This is a genomic window from Micromonospora krabiensis (genome assembly GCF_900091425.1).
Classification (GTDB): Bacteria; Actinomycetota; Actinomycetes; order Mycobacteriales; family Micromonosporaceae; genus Micromonospora; species Micromonospora krabiensis.
Genome location: NZ_LT598496.1, coordinates 2,433,313 through 2,449,460, shown reverse-complemented (window position 1 = coordinate 2,449,460; position 16,148 = coordinate 2,433,313). Strand labels below are relative to the sequence as shown.

Annotated in this window: 14 protein-coding genes; 8 read left to right on the top strand and 6 right to left on the bottom strand. The window is 71.7% G+C overall.

The window, feature by feature from the left end; translation table 11 throughout:
* Positions 1-2: 2 nt before the first annotated feature.
* Positions 3-617 carry a DUF402 domain-containing protein gene (locus GA0070620_RS10805; protein WP_172836415.1) on the top strand — a complete coding sequence of 205 codons (615 nt, stop codon included), beginning with the start codon at positions 3-5 and terminating at the stop codon, positions 615-617.
* A 61-nt stretch (positions 618-678) separates the two neighbouring features.
* On the opposite strand, the gene GA0070620_RS10800 is transcribed toward GA0070620_RS10805, so the two are convergent.
* From GA0070620_RS10800 to GA0070620_RS10775, 6 genes are all read right to left on the bottom strand, one after another.
* Positions 679-1,740 carry an ABC transporter permease gene (locus GA0070620_RS10800; RefSeq protein ID WP_091589735.1) on the bottom strand — a complete coding sequence of 354 codons (1,062 nt, stop codon included), beginning with the start codon at positions 1,738-1,740 and terminating at the stop codon, positions 679-681.
* Entirely contained in the window at positions 1,737-2,630 is an 894-nt protein-coding gene (locus tag GA0070620_RS10795) for an ABC transporter ATP-binding protein (protein WP_091598507.1), read from the bottom strand. Before GA0070620_RS10795 ends, GA0070620_RS10800 begins: the two co-directional genes overlap by 4 nt.
* 80 nt (positions 2,631-2,710) lie before the next feature.
* A complete protein-coding gene (locus tag GA0070620_RS10790; RefSeq protein ID WP_091589734.1) occupies positions 2,711-3,418 on the bottom strand; it encodes a response regulator in 708 nt (235 codons plus the stop codon).
* Positions 3,415-4,695, bottom strand: coding sequence for a sensor histidine kinase (locus GA0070620_RS10785; RefSeq protein ID WP_091589733.1), 1,281 nt, complete (start codon positions 4,693-4,695; stop codon positions 3,415-3,417). The genes GA0070620_RS10790 and GA0070620_RS10785 overlap by 4 nt, the downstream gene beginning before the upstream one ends.
* A 195-nt stretch (positions 4,696-4,890) precedes the next feature.
* Positions 4,891-5,841 carry a permease prefix domain 1-containing protein gene (locus tag GA0070620_RS10780; protein ID WP_091589732.1) on the bottom strand — a complete coding sequence of 317 codons (951 nt, stop codon included), beginning with the start codon at positions 5,839-5,841 and terminating at the stop codon, positions 4,891-4,893.
* Complete coding sequence (locus GA0070620_RS10775) at positions 5,838-6,179, bottom strand: PadR family transcriptional regulator (RefSeq protein WP_091589731.1); 342 nt, start codon at positions 6,177-6,179, stop codon at positions 5,838-5,840. The genes GA0070620_RS10780 and GA0070620_RS10775 overlap by 4 nt, the downstream gene beginning before the upstream one ends.
* Before the next feature lie 215 nt (positions 6,180-6,394).
* Here GA0070620_RS10775 and dnaE point away from each other — a divergent pair, with 215 nt between their 5' ends.
* The 7 genes from dnaE to GA0070620_RS10740 all read left to right on the top strand — a co-directional run bounded on the left by dnaE (position 6,395) and on the right by GA0070620_RS10740 (position 16,133).
* Complete coding sequence (gene dnaE, locus GA0070620_RS10770) at positions 6,395-9,928, top strand: DNA polymerase III subunit alpha (RefSeq protein WP_091589730.1); 3,534 nt, start codon at positions 6,395-6,397, stop codon at positions 9,926-9,928.
* Positions 9,929-10,219: 291 nt separating this feature from the next.
* Positions 10,220-11,260 carry an aminotransferase class V-fold PLP-dependent enzyme gene (locus GA0070620_RS10765; RefSeq protein ID WP_091589729.1) on the top strand — a complete coding sequence of 347 codons (1,041 nt, stop codon included), beginning with the start codon at positions 10,220-10,222 and terminating at the stop codon, positions 11,258-11,260.
* A gap of 251 nt (positions 11,261-11,511) precedes the next feature.
* Complete coding sequence (locus tag GA0070620_RS10760) at positions 11,512-12,273, top strand: ABC transporter ATP-binding protein (protein WP_091589728.1); 762 nt, start codon at positions 11,512-11,514, stop codon at positions 12,271-12,273.
* Positions 12,260-12,952 (top strand): ABC transporter ATP-binding protein, encoded by a 693-nt coding sequence (locus GA0070620_RS10755; protein ID WP_091589727.1) that lies wholly within the window; start codon positions 12,260-12,262, stop codon positions 12,950-12,952. The genes GA0070620_RS10760 and GA0070620_RS10755 overlap by 14 nt, the downstream gene beginning before the upstream one ends.
* Before the next feature lie 45 nt (positions 12,953-12,997).
* Positions 12,998-14,248 carry an ABC transporter substrate-binding protein gene (locus GA0070620_RS10750; protein ID WP_091589726.1) on the top strand — a complete coding sequence of 417 codons (1,251 nt, stop codon included), beginning with the start codon at positions 12,998-13,000 and terminating at the stop codon, positions 14,246-14,248.
* A complete protein-coding gene (locus GA0070620_RS10745) occupies positions 14,245-15,126 on the top strand; it encodes a branched-chain amino acid ABC transporter permease (protein ID WP_091589725.1) in 882 nt (293 codons plus the stop codon). Before GA0070620_RS10750 ends, GA0070620_RS10745 begins: the two co-directional genes overlap by 4 nt.
* A complete protein-coding gene (locus tag GA0070620_RS10740) occupies positions 15,123-16,133 on the top strand; it encodes a branched-chain amino acid ABC transporter permease (RefSeq protein WP_091589724.1) in 1,011 nt (336 codons plus the stop codon). Before GA0070620_RS10745 ends, GA0070620_RS10740 begins: the two co-directional genes overlap by 4 nt.
* Positions 16,134-16,148 lie beyond the last annotated feature (15 nt).

Genomic DNA, 16,148 nt, shown 5'->3' with positions numbered 1-16,148 from the left:
CCGTGACGGACCGACGGTTCGCGCCGGGCGACGTGGTCGTCCGGCGCGAGATCCTGCTCGGCGAGGTGTGGTTCGGCTGCCCGACGATCTGCGTCGAGGACAGCCCCGACCTGCTCGCCCTCTACCTGCCGCCGGGAGCCGAGTTCGGCTTCCCGGAGCTGGGCGAGTTCCCGTGCGGCCGGCACCCGTGGCAGACCGCCGGCCACCGGGCGTGGAGCGGGCACGGCAAGCTCATGCTCCAGCGCCCCGGCGAGGCGCACTCGGTGGACGTGTTCTGGTCCGGCCCCGACCGCGCCTTCGCCGGCTGGTACTTCAACCTCCAGGACCCGCTGCGGCGTACGCCCATCGGGGTGGACACCCTCGACCACGAGCTGGACCTGTGGTGGGCCGCGGACGCCGACCGCTACGTCTGGAAGGACGTGGAGATCTTCGCGCAGCGGCTGGTCGAGGGCCGCTACCCGGGGATGGAGGCGGCGATCCGCGCCGAGGGCGATCGGATCGCCGCCCTGCTGGACGCGGGTGAGCGGTGGTGGGACGAGAGCTGGGCCTCCTGGAAGCCCGGCCCGGCCTGGCCGGTTCCCCGCCTGCCCGCCGGTTGGCACGCGGTCCCCGTCTGACGCGGTGGGCGCGTCGGTGGTCGCCGGAACGACAACAGACGCACCCGCCGGAGCCGGAAACTCAGCCGAGCGTCTCCCGGGTCCGCCACGCCGTCCGGATCGAGGTGCGGCCGTTGGTCCGCAGCAGGGCGCCCTCGTACACGCGGGCGCCGGCGAGCAGGAACCCGGCGGCGGTGGCCAGCAGCAGGATCAGCGACAGCACCGGCTCCCAGGCGGCCGCGTCGCCGGTGAACAGCCGCAGCGGCATCGCGGTGGGTGCGGAGAACGGCAGGTAGGACAGCACCCGCATGGCGGTCGCGTTGTCGTTCAGGAAGATCACCGCGAAGAACGGCAGCATGACCGCGAGCTGCACCGGCGTCGACACACCGCCGATGTCCTCCAGGCGGTTGACCAGCGCGCCGGCCGCCGCCCACATCGAGGCGATCAGCACGAAGCCCAGCAGGAAGAACGGCAGGAACCAGCCGATCGCCGGGGCGAGCAGGTGCAGCAGCCCGGTGTCCCCGGTGAACGCCATGCCGGCGACCGCGACCAGCGCCACCAGGGCGATCTGGCCGAGGGCGAGCAGCGTCCCGGCGACCATCTTGCCGATCAGCAGGGCCCGTACGGGCACCGCCGCCACCAGGATCTCGACGATCCGGGTCTGCTTCTCCTCGATGATGCTCTGCGCGATCTGCGCGCCGAAGGTCTGCGACGTCACGAAGAAGACGAACGCGAACACGAACGGCACCAGGAACGCCACCACCGGGTTCACCGCGTCCGGGTCGAGCAGCCGGACCGGCGGCTGGGTGCTCAGCGCGGACACCACGTCCTCGGGTGCCTCGTCCATGGCGAGCACGGTCGGACCGGCGACGACGGCGGCGTCCACGTCGCCGTCGCGGACGGCCTGCTCGGCGGCCCGGTCGTCGGGGACCGTCCGCACCTCCAGCCCGGCCTCGCGCAGCGGACCGGCCGCCTGCTCGGTCACCGCCACGCTGTCCGGCCCGCCGGAGAGCAGCGGCGGCAGGATGGTCGCCGCGGCGGCGATGAGCAGGAAGAACAGCGTGCTGAACAGGAACGTCTTGTCGCGCAGCTTGACCCGGATCTCCCGGGCGGCGACCAGCCGGCTGGCCTGCATCGTGTTCACTGGGCGACCTCTCGGAAGATCTCGGTGAGGGAGGGGCGGACCGGGCGGAACGCGCGTACCGGGCCGCGGGTCAGGGCCGCGTGCAGCACCGGCTGCTCGTCGGTGCCGGGCGCCAGGTCGAACACGGCGCGGGCGCCGTCCAGGTCGACCAGGGTCACCCCGGGCTGGTCGCGCAGCCAGCCGGCGTCGGTCTCGACCACCAGCTCGAACCGGGGCGACGTGTACGTCCGGCGCAGCTGCTCGCGGTCGCCGGCGGCCCGGATCGCGCCGTCCGCGATGATCACCAGGTCGTCGCAGAGCCGCTCCACCACGTCGAGCTGGTGGCTGGAGAACAGCACGGGGACACCGGCGGCGGCCCGCTCCCGCAGCACCGCCACGACCGTGTCGACGGCCAGCGGGTCCAGGCCGGAGAACGGCTCGTCCAGCACCAGGACCTCGGGGTCGTGCACCAGCGCGGCGGCGATCTGGGCGCGCTGCTGGTTGCCCAGCGACAGCGTCTCCAGCAGGTCGTCGCCGCGCTCGGCGAGGCCGACCCGCTCCAGCAGCGCGTCGGTCGCCCGGCGGGCCGCCTCGGCGGTCAGGCCGTGCAGCCGGCCCAGGTAGACCACCTGCTCGCGGACGCTCATCTTCGGGTAGAGGCCGCGCTCCTCCGGCATGTAGCCGAAGCGGCGGCGCGCCTCGCGGCTCAGCGGGGCACCCTGCCAGCTGACCGCGCCCCGGTCGGCGGCGAGGACGCCGAGGATGATCCGCATGGTCGTCGTCTTGCCGGCGCCGTTGCCGCCGACGAAGCCGGTCATCCGTCCGGCGACCACGTCGAAGGACACGTTCTTGAGTACCTGACGGTCGCCGAAGCTGCGGTCGACGCCGTCGAGGCGGAGCACACTCGTCACGGCGTTCACGCTAGATCGGCGCGCGTCGTTAGCCGTCCGTCCGCCGGTGGAGATCCGGGTCCGCCGCGGGGCGGACCCGCTCACCCACCGGCCCGGACCACCCCCCGCTCGTACGCGAACACCACCGCCTGGACCCGGTCGCGCAGCCCCAGCTTCGCCAGCACCCGGCTGACGTGGGTCTTCACCGTCGCCTCCCCGAGGTGCAGGGCGGCGGCGATCTCGGCGTTGCTGGCACCCCGGGCGACCAGGACCAGCACCTCCCGTTCGCGCGGGGTCAGCTCGCGCAGCGCGGCGTCCCCGGTCTCCGTGCCGCCCACGCCGGAGGGGGCGCCCGGCTGGGCGAACGTGGCGATCACCCGGCGGGTGAGCTCCGGGGCGAGCAGGCCGTCGCCGCGGGCCAGCACCCGGATCGCCTCGATCAGCGCCTCCGGGGTGCCGTTCTTGAGCAGGAAGCCGCTCGCGCCGGCACGCAGCGCCGCGAACAGGTAGTCGTCCCGGTCGAAGGTGGTGAGGATCAGCACCGCCGGCCCCTCCGGCGGGGTGGCGGCGGTGATCCGCCGGGTCGCCTCCAGGCCGTCGACGCCGGGCATCTCCACGTCCATCAGCACCACGTCCGGGCGCAGCGCCCGGGTCATGCCCACCGCCCGCTCCCCGTCGGCGGCCTCGCCGACCACCTCGATGTCGTCCTCCACCTCCAGGATGACCCGGAAGCCGGTGCGGACCAGGTGCTGGTCGTCGGCGAGCAGCACGCGGATCGGCCGGTCGTCCCCGGCCGCCGGGGCGGTCACGCCGGCTCCGGGACGGCGGCCGGCACCGGGAACCGGGCGCGTACGCGCCAGCCGCCGCCGCCGCGCGGCCCCGCCTCCAGCGTGCCGTCGTGGGTGGTGACCCGCTCGCGCATCCCGACCAGGCCCAGCCCGTCGGGGTTCGCCGGGCGGGTGGGCCGGCCGTCGTCGGTCACGTCGACCTCCACCTCCCGGGCCAGGTACCGCAGCCGGACGTCGAGCACACCCGCCCCGGTCGCGTGTCTGAGCACGTTCGTCACCGCCTCCTGCACGACCCGGTACACCGCCTGGGACACCGACTCGGGCAGCGGCACCGGATCCCCGTACACGCCGAGTGTGGCGCGCAGCCCGGCGTCCCGGGCCCGCTCCACGACGGCCTCGATCCCGTCGACGCCGGCGGGCGGCCCGACCCGGTCGGGGACGGCCTCGCCGGCCCGCAGCACACCGAGCATCCGGCGCAGCTCGTCCACGGCGGTGCGGGCGGTCTGCTCGATCGCCGTCAATGCGGTGCGCGCCTTGTCCGGGTCGCGGTCGAGCACCCGCCGGCAGGCCGACGCCTGCACCCCCATGACGGAGACGTGGTGGGCGACCACGTCGTGCAGCTCACGGGCGATCCGGACCCGTTCGCCCATCACCGCCCGTCCGCGCGCCTCGGCCTGCGAGCGGCGCAGCTCCTCCGCCCGCTCCGCCAGCTCGTGCTGCCGGTGCGCGGCCAGCCACGCGGTCTCCCCGAAGAAGTACGCGAAACCGAAGTACAGGACGTTGACCAGCACGCCGCTCACCATGGCGGCGAGCACCGGGGGCACCGGCCCGACGGCCCGCTCGAACGCGTCCGGCGGGATGCTGCCGACGGTCACCGCGTAGTAGACGCCGAGCCAGGCGAACATGGTGGCGATGACGCCGATCCGCAGCCGCCGGGACAGCCGCCGGTCCGGGCCCCACGCCCCGAGCGTGTAGATCGCCGCGAAGAGCGCCCAGCCGGAGAGCTGCGTCTCCGGCGCCGACCGGGCCTGGGCGGCGATGAAGGTGGCCGCGATCACCAGCGTGGTGGTGGCCGGGAAGCGGCGCCGCCAGACCAGCGGCAGCGTCACCGCGACGGTCCAGAAGATCTGCTCGGGCCCGGAGGGTGGCGGCCCGAGCAGGAACGCCCCGGTGCTGCGGGTCAGGGTGAGGCTGAACAGGGCCAGCACGGTCACGGCCAGCCCGCCGTAGAGGTCCAGGCGCCGCTGCTCCGGGGTGGGCCCGGGGCGACGCCAGTCGTCACTGGTGGGGGTGGTCATCTGACCAAGGATCTCATCCCGCCGGCCGTGGCCCGTCGGACGTCCGCCGGGCCGGGGCGTCTCGGCCCGGCGGCCTGGACCGACTTCCTCGCCGCGGCCACGGCCGGCGCGCTGCGCCCCGCCGGCGGGCGGTAGCCGACCCGGACGTGCCGCGGCCCGGCACCCCCGTGGGTGCCGGGCCGCGTCGCGTGGGGGTCAGTGCCGGTCGCGGTACGCCTTGAGCGCGCTGTCGGCGATGTCCCAGAGCGCGATCAGGACCGTGCCGACCACGACGAGGGTGGCGACGAGGTTCCTGTTCTCCGCCTGCCCGAGCCACTCCCAGCGGGCCACGAAGTCCGGGTTGAGCAGCCGGTCGGTCGAGATCAGCCAGATCACCGGCACCGAGAACGCCAGGTTGACGGCGGCGTTGGCGCCGACCAGCGGCCAGGTCCAGCGGCCGGTCCGGTACTTGGCGATCTCCAGGCCGACGTTGGCGACCAGGACGGCGATCAGGAACGGCAGCCAGAAGCTCCACAGCGCCGGGTCGAGGATCGGCAGGTTGCCGTTGTCGCGGTCGGTCACGAACGAGTGGAAGTGCTGTAGCGGCAGGTACGCGATGACCAGGACCAGCCAGCCGATGGCGGCGGCGGTGTCGGTCAGCGTGATCTGCCGGCCGGCCTGGTGCTCGGGGAGCTGGTCGACGGTCCACTCGGGCAGGTCGAGCGAGGCGTTGGTGCGTTCGAGGATCGCGAAGACCAGGGTGACCCAGAAGGCGATCTGGACCGCGACCTGAATCGCCGTGCTGATGCCGGTGCCGACCGCCCCGCCGGGGTTGTTGCCGTCGGTCGCCTCGACCAGGCCGACGACGACGCCGACGAGGGCCGGCACGAAGGAGAGCAGCAGCTTCAGCAGCCGCTCCCAGACCAGGTAGTAGGTCGGGCCGATGAGCTGGAGCCGGCGGTCGGCGTAGCGGGCGGCGAGCTGGGCCGGGTTGCCCAGCTCGGTGAGCACCTCCCGCTCGGCGGTGGCCGTGTCGCGGCCCTCGGCCGCCCGACCGTCGATCATGTCCTCGATCGAGGCGCGCAGCTCGGTGGCGATCTCCTCGCGTCGGGCGGCCGGAACGGAGCGCAGGGTGGCGGCGAGGTAGCGGTCGGTCAGGGAGGTCATCGGTCGACTCCTTCGATCAGGCCGGTGAGGGAGGTCTGTACGTCGGCCAGATCGTCGAGGAGTCGGCGCAGGACCGATTCACCCTCGTCGCTGGTCCGGTAGAACTTTCGGGGGCGGCTCTCCTCGGTGTTCCACTCGCTGGTCAGCAGCCCCTGTTCTTCGAGGCGGCGCAGCAGCGGGTAGAGGGTGTTGGCGTCCACCGGGAAGCCGTGGCCGGTGAGCCGTTGCAGCAGCGCGTAGCCGTAGCCGGGGTGACGCAGGGCGACCAGGCTCGCCACCACGACCGTGCCCCGCCGCAGCTCCTGGAGGTGCGTCCGGAGGATCTCGTCGCTGACCATGCGTCACACGATACTGTGTGCCACACACTGTTGTCTACTGCTACATCGTCGTGTGTCTGACGGTAGTGTTGAGGGCCAGGCTCGGGTGTGTCGACGGGCCGCCCGGGAGACGACGGCCACGCTCGGCGCGGTCGGTGGAGCCGCCGAGATCACCTCGGTAGGGTGGGTTCCGGTCGGCTTCCGACCGTCAAGATCCATAGCTGGGGGGCGCTGGCATGGGCGATTCGTTCGCGCATCTGCACGTACACACCGAGTACTCGATGCTCGACGGAGCGGCCCGGCTCAAGGATCTGTTCGGCGAGGTCAGCCGGCAGGAGATGCCGGCGGTGGCGATGACCGACCACGGCAACATGCACGGCGCGAACGACTTCTACAAGCAGGCGATGGCGGCCGGCGTGAAGCCGATCCTCGGCATCGAGGCGTACGTGGCGCCGGAGTCGCGGTTCCACAAGCAGCGGGTGCGGTGGGGCCGCCCGGAGCAGAAGAGCGACGACGTCTCCGGCAGCGGCGGCTACACCCACATGACGATCTGGGCGGCGAACAAGGTCGGCCTGCACAACCTCTTCACGCTGACGAGCCGGTCGTACACGGAGGGCTACTTCGTCAAGTGGCCGCGGATGGACGCGGACATCCTCGCCGAGCACTCCGCCGGGCTGATGGCCACGACCGGCTGTCCGTCGGGTGAGGTGCAGACCCGCCTGCGGCTCGGCCAGTACGACGAGGCGCTGAAGGCGGCGGCCCGCTACCAGGAGATCTTCGGCAAGGAGAACTACTTCCTGGAGATCATGGACCACGGCATCTCGATCGAGCACCGGGTCCGTACCGAGCTGCTGGAGATCGGCCGCAAGCTGGGCATCCCGCCGGTGGTCACCAACGACTCGCACTACACGCACGAGGCGCAGGCCGAGGCGCACGACGTGCTGCTCTGCGTGCAGACCGCCGCGAACGTGGCCGACCCGAACCGGTTCCGCTTCGACGGCAGCGGCTACTACATCAAGTCCGCCGACGAGATGCGGGCGGTCGACAACTCCGAGGCGTGGCTGGAGGGTTGCCGCAACACTCTGCTGGTCGCCGAGAAGGTCGACCCCACCGGGATGTTCGAGTTCCACAACCTGATGCCGCGCTTCCCGATCCCCGACGGGGAGTCGGAGGAGTCGTGGTTCCGCAAGGAGACGTTCAAGGGGCTGGCCCGTCGGTTCCCGAACGGCATTCCCGAGGGCCACGTGGTGCAGGCCGAGTACGAGCTGGGCGTCATCATCCAGATGGGCTTCCCGTCGTACTTCCTCGTGGTCGCCGACTTCATCCAGTGGGCGAAGAGCCAGGGCATCGCGGTGGGCCCGGGCCGTGGTTCGGCGGCCGGCTCGCTCGTCGCGTACGCGCTGGGCATCACCGACCTGGACCCGATCCCGCACGGCCTGATCTTCGAGCGGTTCCTCAACCCCGAGCGCGTCTCGATGCCCGACGTCGACATCGACTTCGACGAGCGTCGGCGCGGTGAGGTCATCAAGTACGTGACCGACAAGTGGGGCGAGGACAAGGTCGCACAGATCGCCACCTTCGGCACGATCAAGGCCAAGGCGGCGATCAAGGACTCGGCCCGGGTGCTCGGCTACCCGTACGCGGTGGGCGACCGGATCACCAAGGCGATGCCCCCGGCGGTGATGGGCAAGGACATCCCGCTGACCGGCATCTTCGACCCGAAGCACCCGCGTTACGCGGAGGCCGGCGAGATCCGGGGCCTCTACGAGTCCGACCCGGACGTCAAGAAGGTCATCGACACCGCCAAGGGCATCGAGGGGCTGATCCGGCAGACCGGTGTGCACGCCGCCGGCGTCATCATGTCCGCCGAACCGATCATCGAGCACGTCCCGCTGATGCGGCGCGACTCCGACGGCGTCATCATCACCCAGTTCGACTACCCGACGTGCGAGTCGCTCGGGCTGTTGAAGATGGACTTCCTCGGCCTGCGCAACCTGACGATCATCGACGACGCGGTCAAGAACATCCAGTCCAACCACGGTGAGGGCCTGGACCTGCTGGCCCTGCCGCTGGACGACAAGGGCGCCTACGAGCTGCTCGCCCGCGGCGACACCCTGGGCGTGTTCCAGCTCGACGGCGGGCCGATGCGGTCCCTGCTGCGACTGATGAAGCCGGACAACTTCGAGGACATCTCCGCCGTCCTGGCGCTCTACCGGCCCGGCCCGATGGGCGTCGACTCGCACACCAACTACGCGCTGCGCAAGAACGGCCTCCAGGAGATCACGCCGATCCACCCGGAGCTGGAGGAGCCGCTGCGCGAGATCCTCGCCCCCACCTACGGCCTCATCGTCTACCAGGAGCAGGTGCAGCGCGCCGCGCAGATCCTCGCCGGCTACAGCCTCGGCCAGGCCGACCTGCTGCGCCGGGCGATGGGCAAGAAGAAGAAGGAGATCCTCGACAAGGAGTTCGTGCCGTTCCGCGACGGCTGCCGCGAGCGCGGCTACTCCGACGAGGCGATCCAGGCGGTGTGGGACGTGCTGGTCCCGTTCGCCGGCTACGCGTTCAACAAGGCGCACTCCGCCGCGTACGGGCTGGTGTCCTACTGGACGGCGTACCTCAAGGCGCACTACCCGGCCGAGTACATGGCGGCGCTGCTCACCTCGGTCGGTGACGACAAGGACAAGATGGCGCTCTACCTGTCGGAGTGCCGCCGCATGGGTATCCAGGTGCTGCCGCCGGACGTGAACACCTCCGCCGGCCCGTTCACCCCGGTCGGGAAGGACATCCGCTTCGGCCTGGCCGCCATCCGCAACGTCGGCGCGAACGTCGTCGCCGCGATCATGCGCTGCCGGGACGAGAAGGGCGAGTACACCGAGTTCTACGACTTCCTGTCGAAGGTGGACGCGGTGGTCTGCAACAAGAAGACCATCGAATCGCTGATCAAGGCCGGGGCGTTCGACTCGCTCGGGCACACCCGCAAGGGCCTGCTCCAGGTGCACGCCGACGCCATCGACGCGTACGCGGACGTCAAGCGCAAGGAGGCCACCGGCCAGTACGACCTGTTCGGCGCGGGCTTCGGCGACGTGGAGACCACGGCCAGCAGCACGGTCATGCCGGTCATCGGCGACGGGGAGTGGGACAAGCGGGACAAGCTCGCCTTCGAGCGGGAGATGCTGGGCCTGTACGTCTCCGACCACCCGCTGTTCGGCCTGGAGCACATCCTGAACGCGGCGGCGGACACCACCATCGCCGCGCTCGCCGAGGAGGGCGCGGTGCCCGACGGCGCCGTGGTCACCCTCGCCGGCATCCTCTCCGGCGTGCAGCGCCGGGTCACCAAGCAGGGGCGCGCCTGGGCCTCGGCCACCCTCGAAGACCTCGCCGGCGGGGTGGAGACCCTGTTCTTCCCCAACACGTACGAGGTGATCGGGCAGTACATCGCCGAGGACGCGATCGTAGTGGTCAAGGGACGGGTCGACCGTCGCGACGACACCCCCCGGATCATGGCGATGGACATGTCCATGCCGGATGTCAGCACCAGCGCGACGAACAAACCGGTGACCCTGACCATCCCGGTGCACCGCTGCACCCCGCCGCTGGTCGAACGGCTCAAGGAGACCCTGGTGCTGCACCCGGGCGACACCGAGGTGCACGTCAAGCTGCTCAACGGCGGCAAGACCACCACCCTGCGGCTGGGGCCGTTCCGGGTCGCGCCCACCACCGCGCTGATGGGTGACCTGAAGAGCGTCCTCGGCCCGGCCAACGTCAGCTGACCCGGCCTGACCAGCAGATATAACGCTGCGTACACCTGGGGGTCAGGTCGCGACCCTACGGTCGTCCGGGGCGCACCGGGGTGGTGCGCCGGACCCTCGACCCCAGGGAGCCACCATGGAGCAGGTGCTCGTCGCCGTCGCGGTGAACGTCCTCAGCGCCGCGCTGATCGCGCTCGTCACCGCCGTCGTCCGGCGCGTCCTGACGCCCGCGGCCTGACCCGCCCGGCGCCAAGGCCGCCGACCCCGTATTGGCTGTCCAGCTCCGCCGGCGGCGTGGCTAGCGTCGAGGTCATGGAACTCGACGACGCGCAGAAGCTGTGGCAGCCGCAACCCGGCTGGCTGAACACCGCCAGCTACGGGCTGCCGCCCGAGCCGGCGTGGACCGCGGTGCAGGAGGCGCTGGCCGACTGGCGGGTCGGTGCGACCTCCTGGGAGGCGTGGGGCGAGTCGGTCGGCCGGTGCCGGGCCACCTTCGCCCGGCTGGTGGGCGGCGTACCGGCCGAGGACGTCACCGTCGGCGCCACCGCCTCGCAGCTGCTCGCGCCCGTGGCGGCGGCGCTGCCCCCGGGCGCGACGATCGTGGTGCCCGAGGTGGAGTTCACCTCCAACCTGTTCCCCTGGCTGGTGCAGGCCGAGCGCGGCGTCGACGTCCGCACCGTCCCGCTCGCCGGCCTGGTCGACGCGATCGACGCCGACACCGACCTGGTCGCGTTCAGCCTCGTGCAGTCCTCCGACGGCACGGTCGCCGCGTACGACGAGATCGTCGCCGCCGCCCGGGCGCACGGCGCGCTGGTCGCGGTGGACGCCACCCAGGCGGCGGGCTGGCTGCCCTTCGACGCGGCGCGGGCCGACGTGGTCGTCGTGTCGGCGTACAAGTGGCTCATGGGGATGCGCGGCGTGGCGCTGGCCTACCTGGCCCCGGCCCTGCGGGAGCGGCTTCGGCCGGACGCCGCCAACTGGTACGCGGGCGGCGACCCGCACACCTCCTACTACGGCCCGCCGCTGCGGCTGGCCGAGGACGCCCGCCGGTTCGACATCTCCCCGGCCTGGTTCAACTGGGTGGGGCTGGCGCCCGCCCTCGACCTGCTGCTGGAGATCGGGTTGCCGGCGATCCACCGGCACGACGTCGCCCTGGCGAACCGGCTGCTCACCGGCCTCGGCCGGCCGCCGGGGGACAGCGCCATCGTCGCGGTGGAGGTGCCCGGGGCGCAGGAGCGGCTGGAGCGGGCCGGCGTGCGGGCGGCGGTGCGCGCCGGCCGGGTGCGCGCCTCGTTCCACGTCTACTCGACCGAGGACGACGTCGACCTCGCCCTGGAGGCGCTCACCTCCTGACCGTCCCGCCGTCGAGGTGGGGCCACCACACTCCGTCGCCCGACCACCCGGTGCACTGACCATCCTCGATGGCCGGCGCGCCGGGTGCCGGCCGCTCGGAGTGGGGGCGACACACGGTTCGACGCATGGGAATATGTCGTGTATCGACATGGCTCGACTCGTGCGCCCGGTCGTAGGTTTCCTGCACGCGACGGCCATGTGACCACGGTCACCCACCGGAACCGTCGCCGGAGACCTTCGAGGAGATGGCGATGGCCGGGCAAGCGCTCCTGTCGGCTCGCGGGCTGACCCGCGACTTCCGGGGCTTCCGGGCGGTCGACGGCGTCGACCTGGACGTCGCGCCGGAGAGCGTCCACGCGCTGGTCGGCCCGAACGGCGCCGGCAAGACCACCCTGTTCAACCTGCTCACCGGCTTCCTGCGGCCCACCGCCGGGCGGATCGAGCTGGCCGGACGGGACGTCACCGGGCTGCCCCCGGAGCAGGTCGCCCGCCTCGGCGTGGCCCGGTCCTTCCAGATCACCAGCCTCTTCCCGCAGCTGGGCGCGCGGGAACACGTCGAGCTGGCGTTGCAGTCGTCCAGCGGCCTCGGGTGGCGGTTCTGGCGGTCCGCGAAGCTGATGCGCCGCTACCACGACCGGGCCGCCGAACTGCTGGACATGGTCGGCCTCGGCGCGCTCGCCGAAGCGCCCGCGGAGGCGCTGGCGTACGGGCGCAAGCGGGCCCTGGAGCTGGCCATCGCCCTCGCCCTGGACCCGAAGGTGCTGCTGCTCGACGAGCCGACCGCGGGCATGGGCCTGGAGGACGTGGACCGCACCGTCGAGCTGATCGCCCGGGTCCGCCAGGGCCGGACCGTCGTCATGGTCGAGCACAACATGAGCGTCGTCGGGCGGCTCGCCGACACCGTCACCGTGCTCCAGGCCGGCACCGTCCTGGTCGAGGGCCCCTACGACGAGGTACGCGCCGACGAGCGCGTGATCACCGCCTACCTGGGAGCCGCCGATGCTGCGCATTGAGAACCTGTCCGCCTGGTACGGCGAGGCGCAGGTGCTGCGGGACGTCACCCTCGACGTCGCCGCCGGCGAGGTGGTCACCCTGGTCGGCCGCAATGGCGCCGGGAAGTCCACGCTGCTGCGCTGCGTGATGGGTCTGCACCCGGGCCAGCGGGGCACCGTCGAGTTCGACGGGCACGACGTCGGCCGGCTGCCGGCGCACCGGCGGGCCCGCCTCGGGCTCGGCTGGGTGCCGGACGACCGGGGCGCCTACGCCACGCTCAGCGTCACGGAGAACCTCACGCTCCCACCGACGGTCGGCCCCGACCCGTGGCCGCTCTCGCGGGTGTACGAGGCGTTCCCCGCCCTCCACGCCCGGCGCGACTCGGCGGCCACCATGCTCTCCGGCGGCGAGCAGCAGATGCTCGCCCTGGCCCGGGTGCTGCGGATGGGCGCCCGGCTGCTGCTCTGCGACGAACCGACCGAGGGGCTCTCCCCGTTGCTGGTGCAGCAGGTCGGCGACCTGCTGCGCGAGGCCAAGCGGCACGGCGTCACGGTGCTGCTGGTCGAGCAGAACCTGCACTTCGCCACCGGCGTCGCCGACCGGCACTACCTGCTGGCCGAGGGGCGCGTCGTGGAGGCGATGGACAACTCCGAGGTGCGCTCGCGGGAGCGCGAGCTGCTGTCGTACCTCGGGATCTGATGTCGGAGCTGACCCCGCGCGTCACGCGCGGATGGAGGGAATGGCATGCGTAGGACCGTGGGTGTGGCCGCCGCGTCGGCCGTTGTGGTGCTGGTCGCCGGCTGCGGCGGCGGTGGCCCCCAGTCGGGCGGCGACCAGAAGCTGACCGGTGACAAGATCGTGCTGGGCGTGCTGAACGACCAGTCCGGGGCCTACTCGGAGCTCTCCGGCAAGAACTCGGTCACCGCCGTGGAGATGGCCGTGGCCGACTTCAAGGCCAAGCACGGCGACGCGGCGGTGACGAAGAACATCACCGTGGAGACCGCCGACCACCAGAACAAGCCGGACATCGCCAACACCAAGGCCGCCGAGATGTACGACCGCAAGGGCGTCGACCTCATCCTCGACGTGCCCACCTCGTCGGCGGCCGAGAAGGTGGCCGACGTGGCGAAGGAGAAGCAGAAGCTCTACTTCAACATCGGCGCGGCCACCACCACCCTGACCGGCGTGAAGTGCAACAAGTACACGTTCCACTACGCGTACGACACGTACATGCTGGCCAACGGCACCGGGAAGAGCACCACCGAGCAGGGCGCCAAGAACTGGTACGTGCTCTACCCGAACTACCAGTTCGGCCAGGACATGGAGAAGAGCTTCTCCACCGCGATCGAGGCGGCCGGCGGCAAGGTGATCGGTCGGGACGCGGCGCCGTTCCCCAACACCACCGGCGACTACTCGACGTTCCTGCTCAAGGCGCCGACGCTCAACCCGAAGCCGGACGTGCTCGGCACCATGCAGGCGGGCGCCGAGCTGGTGAACGTGGTGAAGCAGTACAACGAGTTCAAGCTCCGCGACAAGGGCGTCGGCCTGGCCGTCGGGCTGATGTTCCTCACCGACATCCACTCACTGACCCCCGCGGCGCTGGCCGGCACCACGTACACCGACGCGTGGTACTGGAACTTCGACGCCAAGAACCGGGAGTTCGCCGACCGGTTCCAGAAGGAGACCGGGACCCGGCCGACGTTCGCGCACGCCGCCAACTACTCGGCCGCCACCCAGTACCTCGAGGCTGTGCAGGCCGCCGGCACCGACGACGCGGACACCATCGTCAAGGGCTTGGAGGGCAAGACCGTCGAGGACGTCTTCCTGCGCAACGGCAAGATCCGCGCCGAGGACCACCGGGTCGTGCACGACGCGTACCTGGCCCAGGTGAAGCCGCAGGCCGAGGTCAGCGAGCCGTGGGACTACGTGAAGGTCCTCAAGACCATCCCCGCCGCAGAAGCGTTCCGCGCGCCCAGCCCGGACTGCAAGCTGTGACCGGCTTTCTCCAGAACACGTTCAACGGGTTGGTGAGCGGGGCGTTCTACGCCCTGCTCGCCCTCGGGCTCGCGGTCATCTTCGGCATGCTGCGGGTGGTCAACTTCGCCCACGGCGCCTTCTACATGCTCGGCGCGTTCGGCGCGTACGTGCTGCTGACCGAGGCGGGCGTGCCGTTCTGGGCGGCGCTGGTCATCATGCCGGTCGGGCTGGGCCTGCTCGGCATGGCCCTGGAACGGGCCTTCATCCACCGGCTCACCCGCCTCGACCCGCTCTACAACTTCCTGCTCACCTTCGGGCTGACCCTGATCCTCCAGGACCTGGTGAAGCTGCGGTACGGCGTCCAGTCCAGCCCGTACGCCACCCCGTCGGCGCTCAGCGGCTCCGTCGACTTCGGGCTGTTCGACTTCCCGACCTACCGGGTGTTCATCCTCGGCTTCGCGATCGCCGTCTGCGTCGCGGTGTGGTGGGTGCTGACCCGCACCCGGGTCGGCATGGTCGTCCGGGCGGCCACCGAGCGGCCCGAGCTGACCCGCGCCTTCGGCATCAACGTCGGACGCTGGGTCACCCCCGTCTTCGGCTTCGGCATCGCCCTCGCCGGCCTCGCCGGGGTGCTGGCGGCGCCCATGCGGGCCGTCAACCCGCTGATGGGCGCCGACCTCATCATCGTGGTCTTCGCCGTGGTCGTCATCGGCGGCCTCGGCTCGATCTTCGGCTCGGTCGCCGCCGGCTTCGGCATCGGCCTCGTGCAGGCGTGGGGCGAGGCGTACCTGTCGAACTTCCCGATCGTGTCCCAGACCATCGTGTTCATCGTGATGGCCGTCGTGCTGCTCTGGCGTCCGGCCGGGCTGTTTGGCCGTGAGGAGGCTCCGGCATGACCAGCACCGTCGACAGCCCGGCCGAGGCCGGCCGCCCGGCACCGCCGTCCGGCCTGGTCGCCGTCTCCCGCGCGCCCCGCTGGGTCCGGTACGCGCTGCTCACCGCCGGCCTCGCCGTCGCGCTGTGGCTGCCCAACGGGTTGTACGCGGCGGTCGCCGTCGACATCCTCTGCTGGGCGCTCTTCGCCGTCGCCGTGGACCTGCTGCTCGGTTTCACCGGGCTGATGTCCTTCGGGCACGCCGCCTTCTGGGGCACGTCCGCGTACGTCACCGGTCTGGTCGCGATCCACGCCGGCCTGCCGTTCCCCGCCGCCGTCCTGGCCGGGGCGCTCGCCGCGGCGGCCCTGGCCGTGCCGATCGGCTACCTTGCCGTGAAGCGGACCGGCATCTACTTCGCGATGGTCACCCTCGCGTTCGCGCAGATGGTCTACTACGTGGCCAACGAGTGGCGCTCGGTCACCCGCGGCGAGAACGGCCTCCAGGGCGTGCCCCGGACGTTCTTCGGCGTGGACCTGCGGGACGACTACTACTTCTACTACGCCATCCTGCCGATCGTGCTGCTCGGCCTCGCCGCCGCGTGGCGGATCGTGAACTCGCCCTTCGGCCGGGTGCTGGTGGGCATCCGCGACAACCCGGCCCGGGCCCGGGCGCTCGGCTACCCGGTGCACCGCTACAAGCTCACCGCGTTCGTGCTCTCCGGTTTCCTGGCCGGCCTCGGCGGTGGACTCTTCGCCGTCGGGCACCGATTCGTCTCCCTCGACGTACTGCACTGGACGACCTCCGGCAAGGCCGTCATCGTCGTCGTGCTCGGCGGGATCGGCACCCTCTGGGGTGGGGTGCTCGGCGCCGCCATCGTCGTACGCCTGGAGGACTGGCTGTCGTTCTCCGGCTTCGAGGCGATCGGGCTCGTCACCGGGGGCATCTTCGTCCTGGTCGTCCTGCTGTTCCGTCGCGGCATCTGGGGCAGTGCCGTCGCCCTGGCCCGCCGCTGGATGCTCCGGCGCTGAGCGGGAGTGCGAACA

Excerpts from the sequence above, each read along its gene's own strand:
- GA0070620_RS10785 (WP_091589733.1), bottom strand. The coding sequence starts at position 4,695 with ATGACCACCCCCACCAGTGACGACTGGCGTCGCCCCGGGCCCACCCCG.
- GA0070620_RS10755 (WP_091589727.1), top strand. The coding sequence starts at position 12,260 with ATGCTGCGCATTGAGAACCTGTCCGCCTGGTACGGCGAGGCGCAGGTG.
- GA0070620_RS10775 (WP_091589731.1), bottom strand. The coding sequence starts at position 6,179 with ATGGTCAGCGACGAGATCCTCCGGACGCACCTCCAGGAGCTGCGGCGG.
- GA0070620_RS10740 (WP_091589724.1), top strand. The coding sequence starts at position 15,123 with ATGACCAGCACCGTCGACAGCCCGGCCGAGGCCGGCCGCCCGGCACCG.
- GA0070620_RS10760 (WP_091589728.1), top strand. The coding sequence starts at position 11,512 with ATGGCCGGGCAAGCGCTCCTGTCGGCTCGCGGGCTGACCCGCGACTTC.
- GA0070620_RS10750 (WP_091589726.1), top strand. The coding sequence starts at position 12,998 with ATGCGTAGGACCGTGGGTGTGGCCGCCGCGTCGGCCGTTGTGGTGCTG.
- GA0070620_RS10780 (WP_091589732.1), bottom strand. The coding sequence starts at position 5,841 with ATGACCTCCCTGACCGACCGCTACCTCGCCGCCACCCTGCGCTCCGTT.
- dnaE (WP_091589730.1), top strand. The coding sequence starts at position 6,395 with ATGGGCGATTCGTTCGCGCATCTGCACGTACACACCGAGTACTCGATG.
- GA0070620_RS10765 (WP_091589729.1), top strand. The coding sequence starts at position 10,220 with ATGGAACTCGACGACGCGCAGAAGCTGTGGCAGCCGCAACCCGGCTGG.